General features: G+C 38.8%; 19 protein-coding genes. 16 read left to right on the top strand and 3 right to left on the bottom strand.

What is annotated here, in order from left to right:
• Positions 1–11: 11 nt before the first annotated feature.
• Positions 12–440, bottom strand: coding sequence for a low molecular weight protein-tyrosine-phosphatase (locus tag F957_RS03660; protein WP_016542501.1), 429 nt, complete (start codon positions 438–440; stop codon positions 12–14).
• Between the two features lie 5 nt (positions 441–445).
• Entirely contained in the window at positions 446–1546 is a 1101-nt protein-coding gene (locus tag F957_RS03665; RefSeq protein WP_016542502.1) for a polysaccharide biosynthesis/export family protein, read from the bottom strand.
• A gap of 633 nt (positions 1547–2179) precedes the next feature.
• On the opposite strand from F957_RS03665, the gene pseB reads away from it, so the two are divergent.
• The 15 genes from pseB to galE are packed head-to-tail and all read left to right on the top strand — an operon-like array spanning position 2180 to position 18032.
• Entirely contained in the window at positions 2180–3178 is a 999-nt protein-coding gene (pseB, locus tag F957_RS03670; protein ID WP_016542503.1) for a UDP-N-acetylglucosamine 4,6-dehydratase (inverting), read from the top strand.
• A gap of 1 nt (position 3179) precedes the next feature.
• Positions 3180–4340: a UDP-4-amino-4,6-dideoxy-N-acetyl-beta-L-altrosamine transaminase gene (pseC, locus tag F957_RS03675; protein ID WP_016542504.1), complete on the top strand. Its 1161-nt coding sequence runs from the start codon at positions 3180–3182 to the stop codon at positions 4338–4340.
• A gap of 2 nt (positions 4341–4342) precedes the next feature.
• Positions 4343–5035 (top strand): pseudaminic acid cytidylyltransferase, encoded by a 693-nt coding sequence (pseF, locus tag F957_RS03680; protein ID WP_016542505.1) that lies wholly within the window; start codon positions 4343–4345, stop codon positions 5033–5035.
• 3 nt (positions 5036–5038) lie between these two features.
• Positions 5039–6136 (top strand): UDP-2,4-diacetamido-2,4,6-trideoxy-beta-L-altropyranose hydrolase, encoded by a 1098-nt coding sequence (gene pseG / locus F957_RS03685; RefSeq protein ID WP_016542506.1) that lies wholly within the window; start codon positions 5039–5041, stop codon positions 6134–6136.
• Positions 6130–6645, top strand: coding sequence for a UDP-4-amino-4,6-dideoxy-N-acetyl-beta-L-altrosamine N-acetyltransferase (gene pseH / locus F957_RS03690; RefSeq protein WP_016542507.1), 516 nt, complete (start codon positions 6130–6132; stop codon positions 6643–6645). The genes pseG and pseH overlap by 7 nt, the downstream gene beginning before the upstream one ends.
• Before the next feature lies 1 nt (position 6646).
• Complete coding sequence (gene pseI / locus F957_RS03695) at positions 6647–7699, top strand: pseudaminic acid synthase (protein WP_016542508.1); 1053 nt, start codon at positions 6647–6649, stop codon at positions 7697–7699.
• On the top strand, positions 7696–8949 hold the full coding sequence (locus F957_RS03700) for a lipopolysaccharide biosynthesis protein (RefSeq protein ID WP_016542509.1): 1254 nt from the start codon (positions 7696–7698) through the stop codon (positions 8947–8949). Before pseI ends, F957_RS03700 begins: the two co-directional genes overlap by 4 nt.
• On the top strand, positions 8927–10357 hold the full coding sequence (locus F957_RS03705; RefSeq protein WP_016542510.1) for a capsular polysaccharide export protein, LipB/KpsS family: 1431 nt from the start codon (positions 8927–8929) through the stop codon (positions 10355–10357). Before F957_RS03700 ends, F957_RS03705 begins: the two co-directional genes overlap by 23 nt.
• Positions 10354–11682, top strand: coding sequence for a DUF6418 domain-containing protein (locus tag F957_RS03710; protein WP_016542511.1), 1329 nt, complete (start codon positions 10354–10356; stop codon positions 11680–11682). Before F957_RS03705 ends, F957_RS03710 begins: the two co-directional genes overlap by 4 nt.
• 8 nt (positions 11683–11690) lie before the next feature.
• The gene (locus tag F957_RS03715; RefSeq protein WP_016542512.1) at positions 11691–12533 is read left to right on the top strand and encodes a glycosyltransferase; all 843 of its coding nucleotides are present in this window, start codon (positions 11691–11693) and stop codon (positions 12531–12533) included.
• Positions 12534–12545: 12 nt separating this feature from the next.
• Positions 12546–13166, top strand: a complete 621-nt coding sequence (locus F957_RS03720) for a sugar transferase (RefSeq protein ID WP_016660541.1) — start codon at positions 12546–12548, stop codon at positions 13164–13166.
• A gap of 28 nt (positions 13167–13194) precedes the next feature.
• Entirely contained in the window at positions 13195–14070 is an 876-nt protein-coding gene (gene galU / locus F957_RS03725) for a UTP--glucose-1-phosphate uridylyltransferase GalU (protein ID WP_032861086.1), read from the top strand.
• Positions 14071–14087: 17 nt separating this feature from the next.
• A complete protein-coding gene (locus tag F957_RS03730) occupies positions 14088–15347 on the top strand; it encodes a nucleotide sugar dehydrogenase (protein WP_016542515.1) in 1260 nt (419 codons plus the stop codon).
• Between the two features lie 2 nt (positions 15348–15349).
• Entirely contained in the window at positions 15350–17023 is a 1674-nt protein-coding gene (gene pgi, locus F957_RS03735) for a glucose-6-phosphate isomerase (protein WP_016542516.1), read from the top strand.
• On the top strand, positions 17016–18032 hold the full coding sequence (gene galE, locus F957_RS03740; RefSeq protein ID WP_016542517.1) for a UDP-glucose 4-epimerase GalE: 1017 nt from the start codon (positions 17016–17018) through the stop codon (positions 18030–18032). The genes pgi and galE overlap by 8 nt, the downstream gene beginning before the upstream one ends.
• Positions 18033–18083: 51 nt before the next feature.
• Here galE and F957_RS03745 read toward each other — a convergent pair whose 3' ends face one another.
• Positions 18084–19454 (bottom strand): phosphohexomutase domain-containing protein, encoded by a 1371-nt coding sequence (locus tag F957_RS03745; protein WP_016542518.1) that lies wholly within the window; start codon positions 19452–19454, stop codon positions 18084–18086.
• A gap of 380 nt (positions 19455–19834) precedes the next feature.
• Between F957_RS03745 and lldP the strand changes: the two genes are divergently transcribed.
• The gene (lldP, locus tag F957_RS03750; RefSeq protein ID WP_171068323.1) at positions 19835–21502 is read left to right on the top strand and encodes an L-lactate permease; all 1668 of its coding nucleotides are present in this window, start codon (positions 19835–19837) and stop codon (positions 21500–21502) included.
• Positions 21503–21521 lie beyond the last annotated feature (19 nt).

Genomic DNA, 21521 nt, shown 5'->3' with positions numbered 1-21521 from the left:
AATCTAAAAAGTTAAATATAATTTTTCCAGTCAGTAACGCACTGTTGAATCAGCTGACAAGTATTATCAAAAAAAACTTGATCGTGTTGGTAAGGATCAGGGACGTTTTTATTTTGCCAATGCCCAAGACGAAACACTTTCCCTTTTGCAAATGGCCATGTTTGTTCAATATGCTTTTGTTGATTGTTGCTCATCACTAAAATCAGATCTGCCTGTTTCAGCAGTTCTGCATTGAGTTTCTTTGCAATATGTGGACTCATATCAATATTTAAGCGCTGCATACACAGTTGTGCCTTATCATCGGCGGCATGTCCAATCAACCCAGAAATACCTGCAGATTCAATCTGCATTTCTGGGTATTGTCGTTTAAGTAGATATTCCGCCATTGGGCTGCGGCAAATGTTACCGACACAAACAACCAGAATTGTTTTAATATCCATTTTAATTATTGTCCCAAACGGTCTATGTTATATAACGCACTAGAGAAAGGAACAACTTGGTTGATCACACGCTGCCAACGAGTTAGGCCTGTTGCATCGACATAAACAATATCATTACTACGCAGTCTAAATTGATTGGCTAGACCAAAGTCGCCCAGACTCATTAAATTTAAATGATAGAGTTCGGTATGACGATCATTAGGATTGGTTCTTAGCACATAGATGCGGCTAGCACTAGCTGAATTTGGATTTAAGCCCAAGCTTTCACCTAAAGCATCGCTGAGGGTCATACCCTGATCGCGCATTGGCAGGGCCTGATTTTTACCTGATTCACCCATCACATAGATTTTTTGATTTTCTCTCGGACTGACGTAAATCGTATCATTCGGCTGTACCAGTAATTTGTGCAGCGAATAGCCCGATTTTTCGAGTGCAATGGTATTGAGGTCATAAGTGATGCCATTACGAATCAGCTGGATAAAGGTATTATCGCCTTTATCCGTCACGCCACCCGCCATACCCAAGGCGGTATAGATACTAATAGGTTGATCATTGAGGAAGAACTGTCCGCCTTTAAGTACACTGCCTTGTACAGAGTAACGTTGCCCTTGATAAGACAGTACACGCACAATCACATCAGGATTTTTAAGGTACTGAGCAAATTGGCTACGCAGGTCATTATTCAACTGAGCCAATGTTTTCCCCGATGCTTTATAGCGACCTACTAAGGGGATTTGTACAAAACCGTTGTAGTCAATCGGATAGCCATTGGCCTGAATCGATTGATCGTTGGTCAGGTTATTGACTGGCGGCGTAATTTCAGGATAAGCCCACAGTTGAATCGAGAGTACATCACCAGGACTCAAGCGATAAGCGAGTTGTTGTTGTTTAAAAAGCGTCGAGTAATTATTTCGATAATCAATTTGAGCGGGTTGAATCGCTGGTAGATTGTCTTGGGTAATTTTTATAACATTAACATTGGTTCCTTGGTCGGTAGTGTATACGCCTTCACTCGGAATATCATGTGTTTGCAAGCCTGAAGTCACAGCACAAGCTGTCGCACTAAGACTAATCGCAAGAATGGAAAAAAGTTGGTAATGCTTCACACTCGACCCTTGAATAGTTATATCTGTTGTCACACAACAACATATCTTTGGACTTAGAATTCGGCTCATTCTAGCTGAAAAAGTTTAAAAAAGCACAGAAGAATCATTTCGGTTTGTAGGTTTAGTATTACTAAACTGATAGCTATAAGTAGAAACACATTCATCATACAATTGAAATGCGGCATTCATAAAAAATTTGCTATAGTACGCACGATGATGAATATGCGACATTAAAGGCTGAAACAATTATTTTGATCCAGAGGAAAGCTGTATTAGAGTAGTGGCTACTTAACATACAGCGTGTTGAGATTATGAAGATATAGTAATTATTGCTTTTATGGCATATAGGGTTGCCAAGCTATTTTTATTATGACGACATCAAAATATGGATTGTTCTGCCCTTAAAAAAGCAAGTTATATACTCACTAGGGATGATGACAGGTGATTAAGAAGTAATATTACTGGCTATAAGTTGATTGTACGATTTGTAAAAGCCTGTACACAAACAGAGATGGGTAAAAAAGCGATATATTCTGTGAATTGAACTTGAAGCGTGTTTTAAACGGGTTTGAAACACATGCTCGGTTCTGATTTAGTTAATTAATAATTCAATTGTTTGAAAATGAGGAAGAGATGTTACAAGATTCAACAATACTGGTAACAGGTGGAACAGGTTCTTTTGGTAATACATTTATCCCAATGACATTGGCGAAGTATAACCCTAAAAAAATAATTATTTTTTCTCGCGATGAAATGAAGCAATGGGAAATGGCGAAGAAATTCAAAGATGATAGCCGTGTTCGTTTTTTCATTGGCGATGTTCGTGATAAAGAGCGTTTATATCGTGCATTAGATGGTGTGGACTATGTTGTGCATGCTGCAGCTACAAAGATCGTCCCTACGGCTGAATATAATCCTTTCGAATGTATTAAAACAAATATCAATGGTGCCATGAACCTTATTGATGCTTGTATTGATAAAAATGTAAAAGGTGTCGTGGCTCTTTCAACAGATAAGGCAAGTAGCCCAATTAACTTGTATGGTGCAACAAAACTTGCATCTGACAAATTATTTGTTGCTGGTAATGCATATTCTGGTGAACATGGCACGAAATTTTCAGTGGTTCGTTATGGGAATGTCATGGGCTCTCGTGGGTCTGTGATTCCTTTCTTTATGTCAATTAAAGATAAGGGTGTCTTGCCAATTACTGATGATCGTATGACGCGCTTTATGATCTCGTTAGAGCAGGGTGTAGAGCTTGTTTGGCACGCATTTGAAGACATGGTTGGGGGAGAGATTTATGTGAAAAAAATTCCTTCAATGAAAGTCACTGAACTTGCTAGCGTTGTTGCACCAGAAGCGAAACAAGAAGTTGTCGGCATTCGACCTGGCGAAAAACTACATGAGCAAATGATTAGTGTTGAAGACGCTTATTATACTTATGAGTATCCAGAGCATTATAAAATCTTACCAGTGATTAATGACTGGGCTGAAACACAAGAGCGTATCAAAGACGGTAAACGCGTTCCAGAAGGTTTCCATTATTCTAGCGATAACAATACTGAATGGATGAGCCCAGAAGATTTGCAAAACTGGTTAGTTCAAAATGCTGAGAAAGTAGGAAATATCTAATATGTTTATCCCTTATGGCAGACAAAATATAAATCAGGCTGATGTTGATGCAGTTGTTCAGGTTCTTCAATCTGATTTCTTAACACAAGGACCACAAGTTCCTTTGTTTGAAAAGTCAATCGCAGAATTAGTTGGGGCGAAACATGCCTTTGCTATGAATAGTGCGACATCAGCTTTGCATGTGGCTTGTTTGGCTTTGGGATTAAAACAAGGAGATGTCCTTTGGACATCTCCTATTACTTTTGTTGCATCGGCAAATTGTGCTTTGTACTGTGGAGCCGATGTTGATTTTGTAGATATAGACCCAGATACGTATAATCTTTCAGTGACTGCTTTAAAAGCAAAGCTGGAGCTTGCAAAACAAAATAATAAACTACCCAAAATCGTAGTGCCTGTGCATTTGTGTGGGCAATCCTGTGATATGGAAAAGATTCATGCGCTCTCGTTAGAGTATGGATTTAGTATTATTGAAGATGCCTCTCATGCGATTGGTGGTAAGTATAAAGACCAGTATATTGGTTCTAATCAATATTCTGATATTACGATTTTCAGCTTCCATCCAGTTAAAATTATTACAACTGCAGAAGGTGGAATGGCACTGACCAATAATGACGAATTGGCGAAGAAAATTGACTTGTTGCGAAGCCACGGTGTTACAAGAAACACTGAGTTTATGACGAAGCCTTCAGAAGGTCCTTGGTACTATCAACAGGTTGAGCTGGGTTACAATTATCGCATGACTGAATTACAGGCAGCGTTGGGCGTTACACAGTTGGCTCGCTTAGAAACGTTTGTTGCTAAGCGACACGAGATTGCTAAAAAATACAATGAATTATTTAAAGATTTACCTTTAATCACACCGTATCAATTACCAGACACATATTCTGGATTGCATTTATATGTAATTCGTTTAAAGCAAACAGAGTTAAGTAAAGGCCGTAAAGAAATCTTTGAAGCATTGCGAGAAAAGGGTATCGGCGTAAATGTGCATTATATTCCTGTCCATGTTCAACCTTATTATGCGCAGTTAGGCTTTAAGCAAGGCGATTTCCCAGAAGCAGAAGCTTATTATGAAACAGCAATTAGTTTACCGATGTTTCCTGATTTGAATGATGAGCAAATCCAGTATATCTACCAAACACTAAAAGAGGTTTTGGTATAACAATGCAACTGGCTGTTATTCCTGCACGAGGAGGAAGCAAAAGAATCCCTCGTAAAAACATTAAAGACTTTTATGGTAAGCCGATGATCGCATGGTCTATAGAGGCTGCACTGAAAAGTGAATGTTTTGATGAGGTGTGGGTTTCAACTGATGATGAGGAAATTGCAGATATTGCAAGACAATATGGTGCAAAAATTCCATTCATGCGGCCTGCTCATTTGTCCGATGATTTTGCAACAACTGCTGATGTCATGCAGCATGCAACACACGCTTTTGCACAATTGCAGGGACAACGACCAGATTATGTCTGTTGCCTATATGCAACAGCACCATTTGTACAAACAGATGATTTGAAAACTGGGCTCAAGTTGTTGCAAAACCATCCGCTAGATTATGCATTTAGTGCAACAACATTTGCGTTTCCGATTCAAAGAGCAATTAAATTAAATCAAGATGGAAATGTTGAAATGTTCCAGCCTGAAAACTTTAATAAACGCTTTCAAGATTTGGAAGAGGCATGGCATGATGCTGGCCAGTTTTATTGGGGAACTGCACAGGCATGGTTAGATAAGTCTGTAATTTTCTCTAATAGATCAAGAATTGTTGAATTATCTAGAACACGAGTTCAGGATATTGATACTCCAGATGACTGGCATCGTGCAGAGTTGATGGCACAATTATTATTAGACGTATAAACGATGAAGTTTTGTTTTCGAGCTGATGCATCTTTACAAATAGGTTCAGGGCATGTGGTACGTTGTTTAACGATAGCAGACGCTTTGGCTAGACATGGACATGAGGCCTATTTTATATGTCGCGAGCATCACGGTAATTTAATTGAGTTTGTTAGACAACGTGGTTATGCCGTCTATACCTTAGCTGAGCCTGTGCTTAATACCAGTTCTGAGTTGTCCGAATACCAACGCTGGTTAGGGGTAACAGAACAAAAAGATGCTCAAGAAACATTAGCAATTTTAACTGAACAGCCTGTAGATTGGATTATTGTTGATCATTATGCTTTGTCCGCAGTATGGCAACAAGTTGTTCGTCCGTTAGCTAAACGCATTGTCGTTATTGATGATTTGGCAAATCGTTTACATGATGCTGATATCATTTTGGATTGTGGCTTAGCACATACATCTTCAGATTATGAGAAATTAAATAACCGTAAAGGCCATTATTTAATGGGGCCACGCTATGCTTTATTGCGCCCCGAATTTCGTAGCAAACGATTATGGCTAGAGCAGCATCCAAAAACCTATCACTATGATAAGTTAAAAATTTTGGTGAATTTAGGTGGAATAGATAAAGATAACTTAACAGGCAGCGTGTTGGACGTTTTATCACGTAGTCCACAGCAACAGCATTTATCTATTACTGTCGTCATGGGGGTAAATGCACCTTGGAAAGAGTCTATTCTGGAGCAATCAAAGAATTTACCATTCAGCAATCATATTTTGATTAATGCCAATAATATGGCAGATTTAATGCTTGAGCATGATTTAGCAATAGGTGCTGCTGGTAGTACAGCTTGGGAGCGAAGCTGTTTAGGCCTGCCTACAATTATGATTTGTATGGCAGATAATCAGAAAATGATAGCAAAATATTTACATGATCTAGGAGTAACGATCTCCCTAGATCAAACAGAAATTGATGCAAAGCTATTACAGATATTACAACAGCTTGATCAAGAACGATTGCAACTCATGCATCAAAAAGCCTTAGCTATTACGGATGGTATTGGTGCAGATTTATTGTTGCAAATCATTTTTTCTGAGGAATTTAATGCATGTTAGATCTAAAAGATGCACAGCTCAGAGTATTGAGTGATGATGATCTGGAAATGGTACTGCAATGGCGTAACCATGATGATATTCGCAAGTGGATGGTTAACTCGGATGTAATTGCTTTAAGTGACCATCTTGCTTGGTTTGAGAGAAATAAGAATAGAGCTGACCGCTTGTTCTATATTTTTGAATATCAGCATCGACCACAAGGCTACATCTCTTTTGTTGCTATTCCAAATAGTACGGCATATGAGTGGGGCTTCTATGTGAAACCTGATGCAGAAAAGGGAATGGGGCATTTATTAGGGAGTGCTGCATTAACCCTTGCATTTGAGGAGCTTGGACTCGATAAGATTTTTGGTCAGGTTTTGGCATTTAATGAAAAATCATTAAGTTTCCATAAAAAAATGGGTTTTGTCCAAGAGGGTTTGTTGAGAAAGCATTTCAAAGATCATCGAGGCACATTTGATATATATCAGTTTGGTTTGCTACAAGCAGAATGGTTAGAGGATAAATGAAATGAGCAAAAAAATTACAATTAATAATCGTGATATTGGTACAGGCTTTCCACCGTATATTATTGCTGAGCTTTCTGCAAATCATAACGGTAGCTTAGATACGGCACTCAAAATTATTGAAGAAGCCAAGCGCTGTGGTGCCGATGCGATTAAATTACAAACTTATAGTGCAGATACCATCACACTAAATAGTCAAACTGAAGAGTTTATGATTCGTGGTGGTTTATGGGATGGCCAGTCTTTATATGAACTTTATCAAAAAGCTCAAATGCCATGGGAATGGCACAAGCCACTTTTTGAGCATGCACGTGCTTTAGATATCACGATTTTTAGTTCCCCATTTGATAAAACAGCAGTAGATTTACTTGAAGATCTGAATGCCCCTGCATATAAAATTGCTTCTTTTGAAGCGGTAGACTTGCCATTAATTAAATATGTGGCTTCGACAGGGAAGCCAATGATTATTTCGACTGGAATGGCAGACAAAGATGAGATAGGTGAGGCAATTCAAGCTGCTTATGATGGTGGTTGTAAGGAGCTTGTGGTTCTACACTGTGTAAGCGGTTATCCTGCACCTGCAGAAGATTATAATCTATACACCATGGTCGATATGGCAAAATCTTTTAATGTGCCAGTCGGACTTTCTGACCATACACTAGATAATACGACTGCAATTACATCTGTTGCTTTGGGTGCATGTCTCATCGAAAAGCATTTTACGCTAGATCGTAAAGGGGGCGGGCCAGATGATAGTTTCTCTTTAGAGCCAAAAGAACTACAGCAGTTGTGTCAAGGTGCTAAAACGGCTTGGCAAGCACTGGGCAATGTAGATTACGGTAGAAAGTCTAGTGAACAAGGAAATGCTCAATTTAGACGTTCACTTTATTTTGTCAAAGATTTAAAAGCTGGCGATATTATTGATGAATCTTGCATTCGTAGTGTACGACCTGGTTATGGTTTACCACCAAAATTTTATGATGAACTTTTAGGAAAAAGAGTTAATCAAGATATTTCAAAAAATACAGCTACAAGTTTTGATTGTATTGATAGATGAAAAAGCATTTATTATCCATATTTAATCTAGCAGTACGAGGATTAAATTTAGCCAGTAAATTTATTTTAATTGTTTTTCTGGCTAAATTTTTAACAGTTGCAGAGCTAGGATTATATGGGTTGATTGCTGCAACAATTAATTTTGCTATGTATTTTATCGGGCTTGATTTTTATGTTTACAGCAATCGGGAACTACTGAAAAGTTCAGATACTCAAAGAAATACTATTGTGAGTAGTCATGCACAACTGCTATGTTTTGCTTATCTATTTGCTTTACCTACTTTGTCTATTATTTTCTTTAAAGATTTTTTGTCACTGGAATACCTTATTCCATTTTATGGGCTAATTATACTTGAGCATTTAAATCAAGAGTTTACGCGTTTATTAATTGTGTTGAAAAAACCAATTAGTTCTAATTTGCTGTTGTTTGTACGCTCTGGTGGTTGGAGTTTTATTATAATTCTCATGCATTTTTTGCATGTTAATTTAACTTTAATGGATGTTTTAAATGTCTGGATAATTGCTGAAGTATTATGTTTTGTATTAAGCATTATTCTGCTTTATCGAGAGCAGGTTCGTCTTTACTTATTTCAACAAGTGAATTGGAGCTGGATCTGGAAGGGGCTAAAAATTTGCTTGCCTTTTATGCTAGGTACTTTGGCTGTACGCGCAATATTTACTGGTGATCGCTACATACTAGAATATTTTTATGACGCTAATATTTTAGCAGCGTATGTCTTTTTTGCTTCGTTAGCTGCTGCAACAATGAGTTTTATGGATGCAGCAGTTTTTTCATTTGATTACCCTGAACTAGTGAGATCAATGAATACACGAGACAATAAGCATAGGGAACTTATAAAAAAACTATATAAAAAAGTAGCATTTTTATTGGTTTTGATTAATTTTAGCGCATATATTTTTATTGATTTATTGTTGAAACTAATTGGAAAAGATATTTTTAATTCTTATCTAAATTACTTTTATTTGTTAATGTTAGTGCAGGTCTTATATGCTTTTAGCATGATCCCTCATTATATTCTATATGCCTTGGATGCAGATAAGCCTATTATTGTAACTCAAATATCTAGTTTAGTTATCTTTCTTTTATTCTGTTTTGGTCTGATTGGATTATTGCGGGAAGATTATGGGATATTTGTTGCACTATTAGTTTCATTCTCTTTCTTGTTTTTGTCGAAATATATCTATTCTTGGAGATTGTTAAAGAGATATGAACATTCTTATTCTAGTTAATCCCGCGAAAAATTATAAATATTTTTTCTATAATGTTGCTAAATCGTTGGTGGATTTAGGTCATAGTGTATATTACGCATATGATACGGAAAAAAATAAAATTTTATTTCCTATTCCTGAAATAGATGAATCCTCTAACAGTTACTTTTTCGACGTTTTTTTAAAAAATAGTCAAGAAGAAAATTTTCAATCTAATGATGAGTTTCTTTTTGATTGTACTTGGGGGGAGTATTTCTATTCAGATTTTGATAGATTTTTAACTCATGGTTATAATTTAGAAAAAGATGCTGAAGAGTGGGTAAAGATCCGTAAAAAGATGGATAGTTTTTTTTATAAAATTATAACAGAAAAAAATATCGACCTCGTGTTGTATGAAAATATTTCCAATAGTTTTGAGTACTCAGCATATAGAGTAGCTCAAACGTTAGGTAAAAAGTATTTTGGTTTAATTGCATCACGTATACCTGGACGTTATGAAATTCAAACTTCTATTATTGATGATTTATTAGTAGATTTAGAGCAGGTAAAGAAAAAGCCGCTTACAGAAGAAGAAATAAGTTGGTATAAAGATTATAAATCTAATATTAATAAAATCGAACCCGACTATATGAAACAAAATGGTTTAGATAATGTTTCTTTGTTGAATAAGGTGAGCTCTAATATTTTTTATAAAATTCTCAGGTCTATAAAAGCTGATATTAAATATGGAGCAAACTCAGATTATGCTAGTGGGCTTCTGTTTCTGAGAATTTTGTCGGCTTTGAAAGTTGCTATAAATAGAAGATTAAACCATAAAAAAACAAAAAAATACTTTTTGAAGGTGAGTGAGGTTAATGAGATTAAACAGCAACATAGGTTTTATGTCTATCCTATGCACTATCATCCTGAATCATCAACGTCAGTATTAGCCCCTCAATATACGAATGAGTATCACAATATATTAAATATTTCTAATAATTTGCCGTTTGGGCAATATTTGTATGTGAAAGATCATAGAAGTGCTATAGGCTTAAACTCCGATGAGTTTTATCGAAAAATTTCAGCATTGCCTGCAGTTAGATTAATTCCCGCAGAGTATAACATTAAGGATTTAATAAAATATTCTGCTGGTGTGATTACGGTTAATAGTACTGCTGGTTATGAAGCTCTTATCTTAGGTAAGCCTGTATATTTATTAGGAAATGTTTTCTATCAAAATTTTTCTAATGTTGCTCGTCTAGAAAATTTTGATAGTCTTAAATCTTGTTTAGAAAACCCCACTGCTTTTACAGAGAGCGTGGCAGATATTGTTGCTTATAGACGTGTAACCTATGAGGGGATTCTTAACTTTAATATGGTTGAGTACGATAAGAATAAACATTTCTTTGATCAACTTTCAAAAAATATAGAAGAAAAGATGTCAATATGAATTTGCTAATAATATCTATTCTGACTTTTATATTGTTGGGAATAAACATTTCTATTTCTAATGAAGTGCCAACTATGCGTATTTATGTTGATTATTTTTCAATAATTATATTGGTATGCTGGTTTGTAGCTGTGGTTAAGAGAGTTAAAGTTCCATTTTTATCTAATATTTATTTCTGTTTAACTGTCTTAACTACAGTCTGTATTTCTATAATTTTAGAGCACGGCATTTTTCTTACGGAAATCCAAGAAATTACATACAGAACTGGTCTGCCTACACGGGCTGCAATGCAAGTCTTTCTTTTATTTGGAGGACTTTTTTTGGGGTATTCTTGTCTTGATAGGTATATTAGAAAAATCGAGTTTTTTAGGTTTGACTCTTATTCTAATTTTTTAATAGAAAGATCTTTTGTTGCAGTAGTTATTATAAGTTTCTTGACGCTATTAGGTATTTTTTTAATTTATGGTTTCCCTTTTTTAATGAGTTTACATCGGCAGAATTATTGGGCATCTTATGCTCCTGAATGGGGGGCTACATTAGTTAATGCAATAATTCAATTTAACCTTGGATTGGGGTATTTGTTCTATAAGAAAAAATCAAAAATATATCTAAATTTGATGTTAATATCTATTTTTGTTCTTTTTTGCGCTGGTGTTCGATTTACTGGAATAATAACAACCCTATTTTTGTTTTTCACCCCCTTTATTGTCTTAAATGCAAACTCAGTTAGGCTTCTTAATAAGAAAGTAATAGTTGCATCAGGTTTTATTCTTAGTTTTGTTGTGGTTGGGATTTTTCTAGGGTTCCAAAGCTTAGATGATGTTTCAACATCTGAAAGATTTTTTACTCGTGTAAGCTTGCAACCACAGATGTGGTGGATTACTGATTTAAATTCCTCTGTTTTTCCACGTGATATATATTTAGCTTTTGTTCATTATTTAGGTTTTGGAGCCGAACCAAAATCAGTTGGTCCATATTTTTTTATGTATCAATTTGCACCTACATATGTTGCTGAAAGTTTATTTGAAACTGGAAGTACTTTTACATCAGTTGGTGTTTTTAATCATGTGTATTTTTTTGGTTATTTTCTTGGTGGCCTATTAAATTTCATATACGGATTAGTTTTAGCTTTTTGTACTTGGCTGTTTGTTAGTTCTGTTAGATCTAATAATTTAATAATTGTTCTGCTAGTTTTTAGGCTAATGTATACTATGCAGATTGTTATTGTTTCTGCTACAAATTACCAATTATTTACTTTTAAATACCTTTTATTCCTGTTGGTAATCATGCTTTTAATAGTGCTGTCTATGCGGAAAAATGTATAAGGTGTTATATGTTTAATGGTTTTTTCTTCTCAGTATTGGCCTCTTTATATCATAAAGAGAATCCTGTTTATTTAGATAATTGTTTGAAAAGCATTTGGGATAATCAAAATTTAAAACCAAATGAAATTGTATTAGTACTTGATGGTCCCATAGGTGGAGAACTTACTGCTTGCGTACAAAATTGGCAGTCAAAAATTGGTGAGACGCTAAAAATTATCGCACTCCCTCAAAATGTTGGACTTGGAAAAGCATTAAATGAAGGTTTAAAACATTGTAGTTACGATTGGGTCTTTCGTATGGATACGGATGACATCTGTACCGCTGATCGTTTTGAAAAGCAGGCTGCTTTCATACAACAGCATCCAGATGTAGTATTGTTTAGTGGGCAGGTGATGGAATTTGATCAGGATATCTCTGATGCCAATGTTTTGAAAGCTGTACCACAAACTTATGAAGAAATTAAAGAATTTGCAAAAAAACGATGCCCTTTTAACCATATGACTGTTGCTTACAAACGTGAAGTTATTTTAGCTCTTGGTGGATACCAACATCACTTGTTCATGGAGGACTACAACTTATGGTTGCGTGTGATCGGTAACAATCATAAAGTGGCGAACTTGCCAGATGTTCTGCTATATGCTCGTGTTGGCAATGGTATGCATGCACGTCGTAAAGGTTTCGAATATATTAAAAGTGAAAAACAGTTACTAGATTTAAAGAAACAGCTAAAGTTACAAAATCCTCTATATGCTAACATGCTGTTCTTGGTAAGGTCTGCATTTAGGCTGTTGCCAGCAAATATGCTAGGGAAAATTTATAATAGCTTTCTTCGTAAAGATATTAAAAAATGAGTGAATGAAAATATGAAGCGCTTAGTCGACATAGTTATCTCTTTAATAGCTTTAGTAGTGTTGTCGCCAATATTTATAATCGTAGCTTTTAAGGTACGTAAGAATCTCGGATCTCCAATATTCTTCTATCAAGAAAGACCTGGGAAGGACGGAAAATTATTTAAAATGATCAAGTTCCGTTCAATGAAGGATGCCTTTGATGCAGAAGGAAATCCATTACCTGACGAAGCTCGTATAACACCGTTTGGACAAAAACTACGTTCAACCAGTCTGGATGAAATGCCGCAGCTACTGAATGTATTAAAAGGCGACATGAGTGTGGTCGGACCTCGTCCAATGCTCAAAGATTTTGTTGAACTATATTCTCCAGAACAAGCTCGTCGTTTGGAAGTCCGTCCTGGAATGACAGGACTGGCTCAAGTGAGTGGGCGTAATGAACTGGATTATGAAGAACGATTCAAATGTGATGTGTGGTATGTTGATAATCACAATACTTGGGTTGACTTTAAATTGATGTTCCAGACCGTTAAAGTGATGTTGAGAAAAGAGGGAATCAATGCCCCTGGTCACGTTGGTCCTTCACTGTTTAAGGGGAATGGACCTCAAGAAAACGTTGACCAATCTGTAAAGTAACGATTTATTTTTTAAAGTAATAATGATGATGATCAAAAAAGCAATTTTACCCGTCGCAGGTCTAGGTACCCGATTCCTGCCTGCAAGCAAATCTATTCCAAAGGAAATGGTGACCGTTGTTGACCGTCCCGCAATTGAATATGTGGTTCGAGAAGCTGTTGAAGCCGGTATTGAACAAATTATTTTAGTGACACACTCATCAAAGGCATCGATTGAAAATTATTTTGATCGTAATTTTGAGTTAGAAACAACCTTAGAGCAGAAAAAGAAGTTTGATCTGCTGAAAGAGATCACTGATATTTTACCAAAACATGTCAGTGTTATCAGTGTGCGCCAACCACAGCCTTTAGGTCTTGGGCATGCGGTATTGTGCGCTAAAGATATTGTAGGTGATGAGGCTTTTGCCGTGTTATTACCTGATGTTTTAGTTAAAAATCAGACTGCTGAGAATGATTTATCTCTGATGATTCAACGGTTTGATCAATCTCAGGCTGCACAGATTATGGTTGAGGCCGTGCCAGATCACTTGGTTGACCAGTATGGCATTGTAGATGTAGCTGTTTCTCCAAATGAAGGTGAAAGTATCGTCATGCAGGGTATTGTAGAGAAACCTGCAGTAGGTACAGCACCTTCAAACTTGTCTGTTGTCGGTCGTTATATCCTACCTGCTCAGATTATGGAGCTTCTAGCACATACCCCACGTGGAGCGGGCAATGAAATTCAGCTGACTGATGCGATTGCAGCATTGCAGCAATCGGAAGCGGTTGAAGCGTATCGTATGAAGGGACAGACCTTTGACTGTGGTAGTAAGCTGGGTTATCTAAAAGCTGTATTACACTATGGGATTGAACATCCAAAACTTGGCGAAGATTTTAAAAGCTTAATCAAAGAGCTGGCTCTCTAGATTGGGGGCAAATGTTTATGAAAGTTGCAATTTTTGGTAATACTTTATATGCAGGCGTCATGTCTGCCTTATTGTCCGAATCTGGGCACTTTGTATATTGGTGTTCTCAACTTGATGGGAATGTGGAGGGGCAGCAATATTCATTTCATGATGAAAATGTCAGCCATCTTCTGGAAAAACAGCGGAACAGCGGTTTCTTAAGTTATCGTGAGTTGGATGGTATTCCGCTTGATATTGATGCCTATTTATTTAGTTTTAATCAGACTCAAGAACAGCAAGTTTTTCAACTACTGCAATCTTTAAAACAGCGCCCAATTATTCATCCGAAGTTAATGATCAATGCTTCAACTTTTGGTTTGCAGGGTACTGAGCGCTTTAAGCAAATTCTTTCTGAAGATGACTGGGTGTATTTGCCGGATACGATTCAGGAAGGGAATGCTTTACATAGTTTGACTCAGGCCAAACAGCTGATTGTGGGATGTACTCAAACCGATGTTCAGATTAAAGTCAAAGAATTGCTTCGCCCTTTTTTCCCTTTAGCGCAGCAATATCTGTTTATGCCAATTTTAGATGCCGAGTTTACCAAACTTAGTATCTCGGGCATGTTGGCGACACGGATTAGCTATATCAATGACTTGGCGGTGGTCGCTGAGAAACTCGGAATTGATATTGCTTCTGTTCGACAGGGCATGGCAGCGGATAACCGGATTGGTTCAGCTTACTTGGCGCCAGGTGCGGGTTTTGGTGGTGAAAATTTTTCTCATGATATTTTGACACTTTCCAATACCGTTGCAAATACTGGGGTAAAAAGCCAGTTGCTGGGTCAGGTCTGGGAAATTAATGAGCAACAGAAAGAAATCCTATTTCGTAAGCTATGGAATTATTACCATGGTGATTTACAAGGGAAATCTGTTGCGATTTGGGGAGCTTCTTTTAAGGAAAATACCTCAAGTATTCAGCAGTCCCCAATTCATCAAATGCTTGCAGCACTTTGGGCTCAAGGCGTAACGGTTCATCTGCATGATCCGCAAGCTTTAGATGAAATAAAACAGATGTATGGACAACGCGATAATTTGATTCTTTGTGAAGATCAATATGATGCGGTCAAAAATGTGCATGGTCTTTGCGTGCTGACCGCATGGAAACAGTATTGGAGCCCAGAGTTTAAACAACTTGAGCAGCTCATGGCGCATCCTTTAATTTTGGATGGTCGTAATATTTATAATCCGGACTATGTTAAAGCACAAGGTTTTGCATATATGGGGGTGGGACGTTAATGATGGTAAAGCAGATTCAGCCCTTTGCAGTCAAGGAGCAGGTTTCAGTGCTTGAGCATTTGTCATCTTTAAAACAGCAATTTAAAGAGATCCATCTAAAAGCATTATTTGCAGAAGACTCAACACGATTTAAACGTTTTTCAGTTGAATATGATCAAATCGTTTTAGATTTTAGTAAGCATCGTATAGACCAGACGATTTTAAATGGTTTGGTGGATTTGGCTCAGGCGCAAGATTTAAAAGGCTGGATCAAAAAGCTCTTTTCATCTGAACCGATTAACTATACCGAACACCGCGCAGCGATGCATTGGGCTTTACGCTTACCACAATCGAGTTCAGATTTTACTGAAGTGAATCATCAGGTACAGCAGCAGCTAGAACGTATGTATGCCTTGGTGGATAAAATCCATGCAGGGCAGTATCGTGGTGCGACGGGTGAGGTGATTCAAGATGTAGTCAATATTGGTGTGGGCGGCTCTGATCTCGGCCCACTCATGGTGACGCATGCACTCTCCGACTTTAAGGTCGCGACCACAAAAGCTTTAGATGTGCATTTTGTTTCGACCATGGATGGCAGCCAGCTATCTGAGTTATTGCATCAACTCCGTCCTGAAACAACCTTATTTATTATCTCGTCAAAATCCTTTGGCACCATTGATACACTTTCCAATGCACAAACCGTGCGTCAATGGTTAGAAAAGGCATTGGGGCATAATGACAAGATTCTGCAAAATCATTTTATCGGGGTTTCGACTAAGCCTGACAAGATGACAGAGTGGGGCATTGCTGCTGATAAACAGCTGTTGTTATGGGATTGGGTCGGCGGTCGTTATTCACTGTGGTCATGTATTGGTTTACCAATTGCCCTGACCATTGGCGTTGAGGGATTTAAGCAACTGTTAGCAGGGGCTTATGCGATTGACCAGCATTTTCAATCCGCACCATTTCAGCAGAATATTCCTGTTTTGATGGGTCTGTTAGGTGCGTGGAATAACAATTTTCTGGATATCCAGACCCATGCAGTTTTACCGTATGATGGCCGTCTCAAATATTTTGCAGCTTATTTGCAGCAGCTTGAAATGGAATCTAATGGTAAATCGATTCAACGCAATGGAGAAAAGGTCAGTTCAGCCACTTGCCCAATTGTGTGGGGAGAGGTTGGGCCCAATGCACAGCATGCCTTTTACCAGTTGCTGCATCAAGGCACGCACTCCGTCAGTTGTGACTTTATTGCCCCTGTGAAACGCTATAATGCTAATCAGTTTACCTATGCTGAAAGTGCAGAGGCCTTGGCTGAGCAGCATCATTTGGCTTTATCCAACTGTTTAGCACAGTCGCGCCTGTTGGCTTTTGGGAATCAAGCCTTGGCAGCAGATGAACTGGAAGATTTACCAACGTATAAACAATATGAAGGCAATCAACCCAGCTCCACTATTTTACTCAAAGAGCTGAATCCTTATAGCTTAGGGATGCTGATTGCGATGTATGAACATAAGGTTTTTGTGCAGTCGGTGTTGTGGAATATTAATCCCTTTGACCAATGGGGCGTTGAGAAAGGCAAAGAAATTGCCAATCAGCTGTTACCGATTTTGAACCGTGAACAGGATGATCTCTCTAAATTTGATGCATCAACACAAGGTTTGTTGAAAATATTATTAGGAAAAACAGATGGCTAAAATTTTAGTGACGGGTGGTGCGGGCTATATTGGCTCCCATACTTGTTTAGAGTTGCTTACTGCAGGTCACGAGGTGATTGTTTTCGATAACCTCTCAAACAGCTCAGATGAATCTTTAGGTCGAGTACAAGCATTAGCAAATAAAAGTTTGGTGTTTGTGCAGGGTGATATTCGCAATCAGGCTGAGTTAGATTCAGTTTTCCAAGACCATCAGATTGATGCAGTCATTCATTTTGCTGGTCTGAAAGCGGTTGGTGAAAGCCAGCAGATTCCATTGGCTTATTTTGATAATAATATTGCGGGTAGTATCCAGTTGGTCAAGGCGATGGAGCGCGCAGGTGTATTTAGCCTGGTATTCAGCTCATCTGCAACGGTTTATGACGAAGCCAATGTGTCGCCTTTGAATGAAGATATGCCAACGGGAATGCCAAATAACAATTATGGTTATACCAAACTGATTGTTGAGCAAATGCTGCAAAAACTCGCACAAGCAGATGCACGCTGGTCGATTGCTTTACTTCGTTATTTTAATCCTGTTGGCGCGCATAAAAGCGGTCAGATTGGTGAAGATCCGCAGGGGATTCCAAATAATCTCATGCCGTATGTCACACAGGTCGCAGTGGGCCGTCGTGAAAAATTGTCCATTTATGGCAATGATTATGACACTGTAGATGGTACTGGTGTTCGTGATTATATCCATGTGGTGGATCTGGCCAATGCTCATCTGTGTGCTTTGAATAATCGTTTATCTACACAAGGCTGTCGTGCTTGGAACATTGGCACGGGCAATGGCTCATCGGTATTACAAGTCAAAAATACCTTTGAGCAAATCAATGGTGTGCCTGTTGCGTTTGAATTTGCACCACGTCGTGCAGGTGATGTTGCCACTTCATTTGCAGACAATACGCGTGCATTGGGCGAGCTCGGTTGGCAGCCTCAATATACCTTGGAAGATATGCTGGCGGATAGCTGGAATTGGCAGAAGCAGAATCCCAACGGCTTTAACTGAATGCTAAAGCAATAAAAAAGGAGCAATATGCTCCTTTTTTATTGGGCTGAATTAACCCTGAATTAACCCAGTTAATTCATCAACATAATGTTGCATCGGTTGCGGGTTTTGATCGGCACGGCTTTCAATATTTAAACGCAGTAAAGGCTCGGTATTGGAAGCACGGACATTTAAACGCCATGCACCAAAATCAAGGCTCACCCCATCAGTACGGTCTACTTGCGGATTTTGATCGGCATAATGATCAAAGATCTTTTGTACGGTGGCTTGGGTATCTGCCACTTTAAAGTTGATTTCACCACTACATGGGAATTTGGCAATCATGTTTTCAACTAGCGTTGAGAGTGATTGACCTGTTTCCGAGAGTAGGGCAATAGTCAGTAACCAAGGAATCATACCGCTATCGCAATAGGCAAAATCACGGAAATAGTGGTGCGCGCTCATTTCACCGCCGTACACGGCATTGTGTTCACGCATGACATCCTTAATAAATGCATGTCCAGATTTAGATTGTACTGCGATGCCTTGGTATTGATCGACGATGTCAAAGGTATTCCAGACCAAACGTGGGTCATGCACAATTTTTTCACCAGCCTGTTTGATCAGGAAGGCCTGTGCCAATAAACCAACGATGTAATAACCTTCGATAAATTGCCCTTTTTCATCAAACAGGAAGCAACGGTCAAAGTCGCCATCCCAGGCAATGCCCATATCGGCTTGATGCTGAAGTACGGCATCACGCGTACTGTCTCGGTTTTCAATGAGGATTGGGTTCGGGATACCATTCGGGAAAGTGCCATCTGCTTCATGGTGAATTTTAATGAACTCAACGGGAATGTTCAGTTGTTGGAATTTTTGTTCGATGGCATCAATCACATGACCTGCTGCACCGTTGCCTGCATTGACCACCAGTTTAAGCGGTTTAATTTTTTGTGGATCAATATAGGTCAGAAGGTGATCAATAAACTCAGGCAAAATATTATAGTTTTGCGTTGTGCCTTTTTGCGATACTTCGTTAAATTGGCCAGTTTCAGCCAATGCCTGAATTTCTTTTAATCCCGTTTCTGCACTGATTGGACGTGCATTCTCACGCACCAATTTCATCCCGTTGTAATCCATTGGGTTGTGGCTGGCAGTCACTTCAATCCCACCTTGTACATCGAGATGGAAGGCAGCGAAATAGACTTCCTCAGTCCCTGTCATACCGAGATCAAGTACATTTACTCCTGCATCATTTAAACCCTGAATGGTTGACTGTTTTAGGCCTTCGCTACTTAAACGGATATCACAACCGATCACAACCGTTTTTGGTTGGTAGATTTGTCCATAGGCACGACCAATGTTATAGGCAATCTCTTCATTCAGTTCTGTGCCGAGTTTGCCGCGAATATCGTAGGCTTTAAAGCAAGTCAGTTGCGTCATATTTTTCAATTCAATTGCTGTTTTGAGTTGTGAACAGATTATACAGATATCGTCTAAAAGTCATATTTATAGTTTTGTCTTTCGCGATTGGTAACCCGAAGTACACAAATGGAATACTGCTCGGGATATTTTTTATCAGACTTTAGTCGAATGCTAAAAGTCCACAGCAACAGAAAAGGGTTGATTTGATTTTAATTATTATTGGTCTTACCAATATTGGTGGGCGATTGATGGTTGCGCCTGATAATTCATGTAATTAAGATAAGCGACTTGTGTAAATGGATAAATTTTACCAATAAAATTTATATTGGTCATACCAATATTCGTGATGATGTTTTGTCTCGAAGTGAAAACAAAATAGCGCCCAGCATTTCAAGGAGATGAGAATGCTTAATGTGTGGCAACAACTTTATGATCCTTTGAATAATATTTGGTTATCCAGTGCCGTTGCGCTGATTCCGATTATCTTCTTCTTTCTGGCTTTGGCGGTATTTCGTTTAAAGGGCAGTATTGCGGGGACCTGTACGGTCATTCTTGCCCTTGTCATCGCTTTAGTGTTTTATCAGATGCCAGTAGAAATGGCATTTGCTTCCGTGGTTTATGGCTTTTTTTACGGTTTATGGCCGATCTCTTGGATTATTATTGGGGCGGTGTTCCTGTATAAAATTTCGGTAAAAACAGGGCAGTTTGATGTGATTCGCTCCAGTATTTTATCGATTACTGAAGATCAGCGCCTACAGATGCTGTTGGTCGGTTTTGCCTTTGGGACTTTTTTAGAAGGTGCGGCAGGCTTTGGTGCACCAGTCGCCATTACAGCAGCCCTATTGGTCGGCTTAGGCTTTAAACCGCTATATGCTGCGGGCCTCTGTCTGATTGTGAATACGGCGCCTGTGGCCTTCGGTGCCATGGGGATTCCGATTATCGTGGCTGGACAGGTATCTGGTGTCGATACTATGGAAATCAGCCAGATGGTCGGTCGCCAATTGCCTTTTTTAACCATCATTGTGCTGTTCTGGATTATGGCGATCATGGACGGTTGGCGTGGCGTGAAAGAGACTTGGCCTGCGGTACTGGTCGGTGGTAGTGCTTTTGCCATTGCACAATACCTGACCTCGAACTTTTTGGGACCCGAACTGCCTGATATTACCGCTGCGATTGCCTCATTGGTCAGTTTGACCTTGCTGTTCCGTGTCTGGAAACCGAAACATATTTTCCGTTTTGAAATGACTGATGAACAAGCAGCTAGCTATGCGGCCTCATCACAACAGCGTTATAGCATTGCACAGATTGCCAAAGCATGGTCGCCGTTTATGATTTTGACGCTGATGGTGACGATTTGGAGTATCAAACCATTCAAGTCATTATTTGCCAAAGACGGTGCCTTGGCGGATTGGATTTTTAAAATCGAAGTGCCGTATCTGCATAAACTGGTGGAAAAAATGCCGCCGATTGTGTCTGAAACCACGGCCTATGAAGCGATTTATAAATTCGATTGGTTCTCTGCCACAGGCACTGCCATTTTTATTGCGGCGATCATCACCATCATTTTCCTGAAAATGAAAACCCGTGACGCGGTCAGTACCTTTGCTGAAACATTAAATGAGTTAAAAACCCCAATTTATTCGATTGGCATGGTATTGGCCTTTGCCTTTATTGCCAATTACTCAGGCCTGTCTGCGACCTTGGCTTTAGCACTTTCACATACAGGGCATGCCTTTACTTTTTTCTCACCCTTCTTGGGTTGGCTGGGTGTCTTCCTGACGGGTTCCGATACCTCATCCAATGCCTTGTTCTCGGCATTGCAAGCCACCACAGCGCAGCAAATCGGTATTCCCGAAGTGTTACTGGTGGCTGCCAATACCAGTGGGGGCGTAACGGGCAAGATGATTTCACCGCAATCGATTGCGATTGCCTGTGCCGCGGTGGGTTTGGTTGGAAAAGAATCGGACTTGTTTCGTTTCACGGTAAAACATAGCATCATATTTACTGTCTTTGTCGGCATCATTGTCACGGTTCAGGCTTATCTGGTGCCGTGGATGATTCCATAACGCTAATCAAGGAAATGTG

This window comes from Acinetobacter gyllenbergii CIP 110306 = MTCC 11365 (assembly GCF_000413855.1).
GTDB lineage: Bacteria > Pseudomonadota > Gammaproteobacteria > Pseudomonadales > Moraxellaceae > Acinetobacter > Acinetobacter gyllenbergii.
This window is presented reverse-complemented; position numbering and strand designations above follow the sequence as displayed.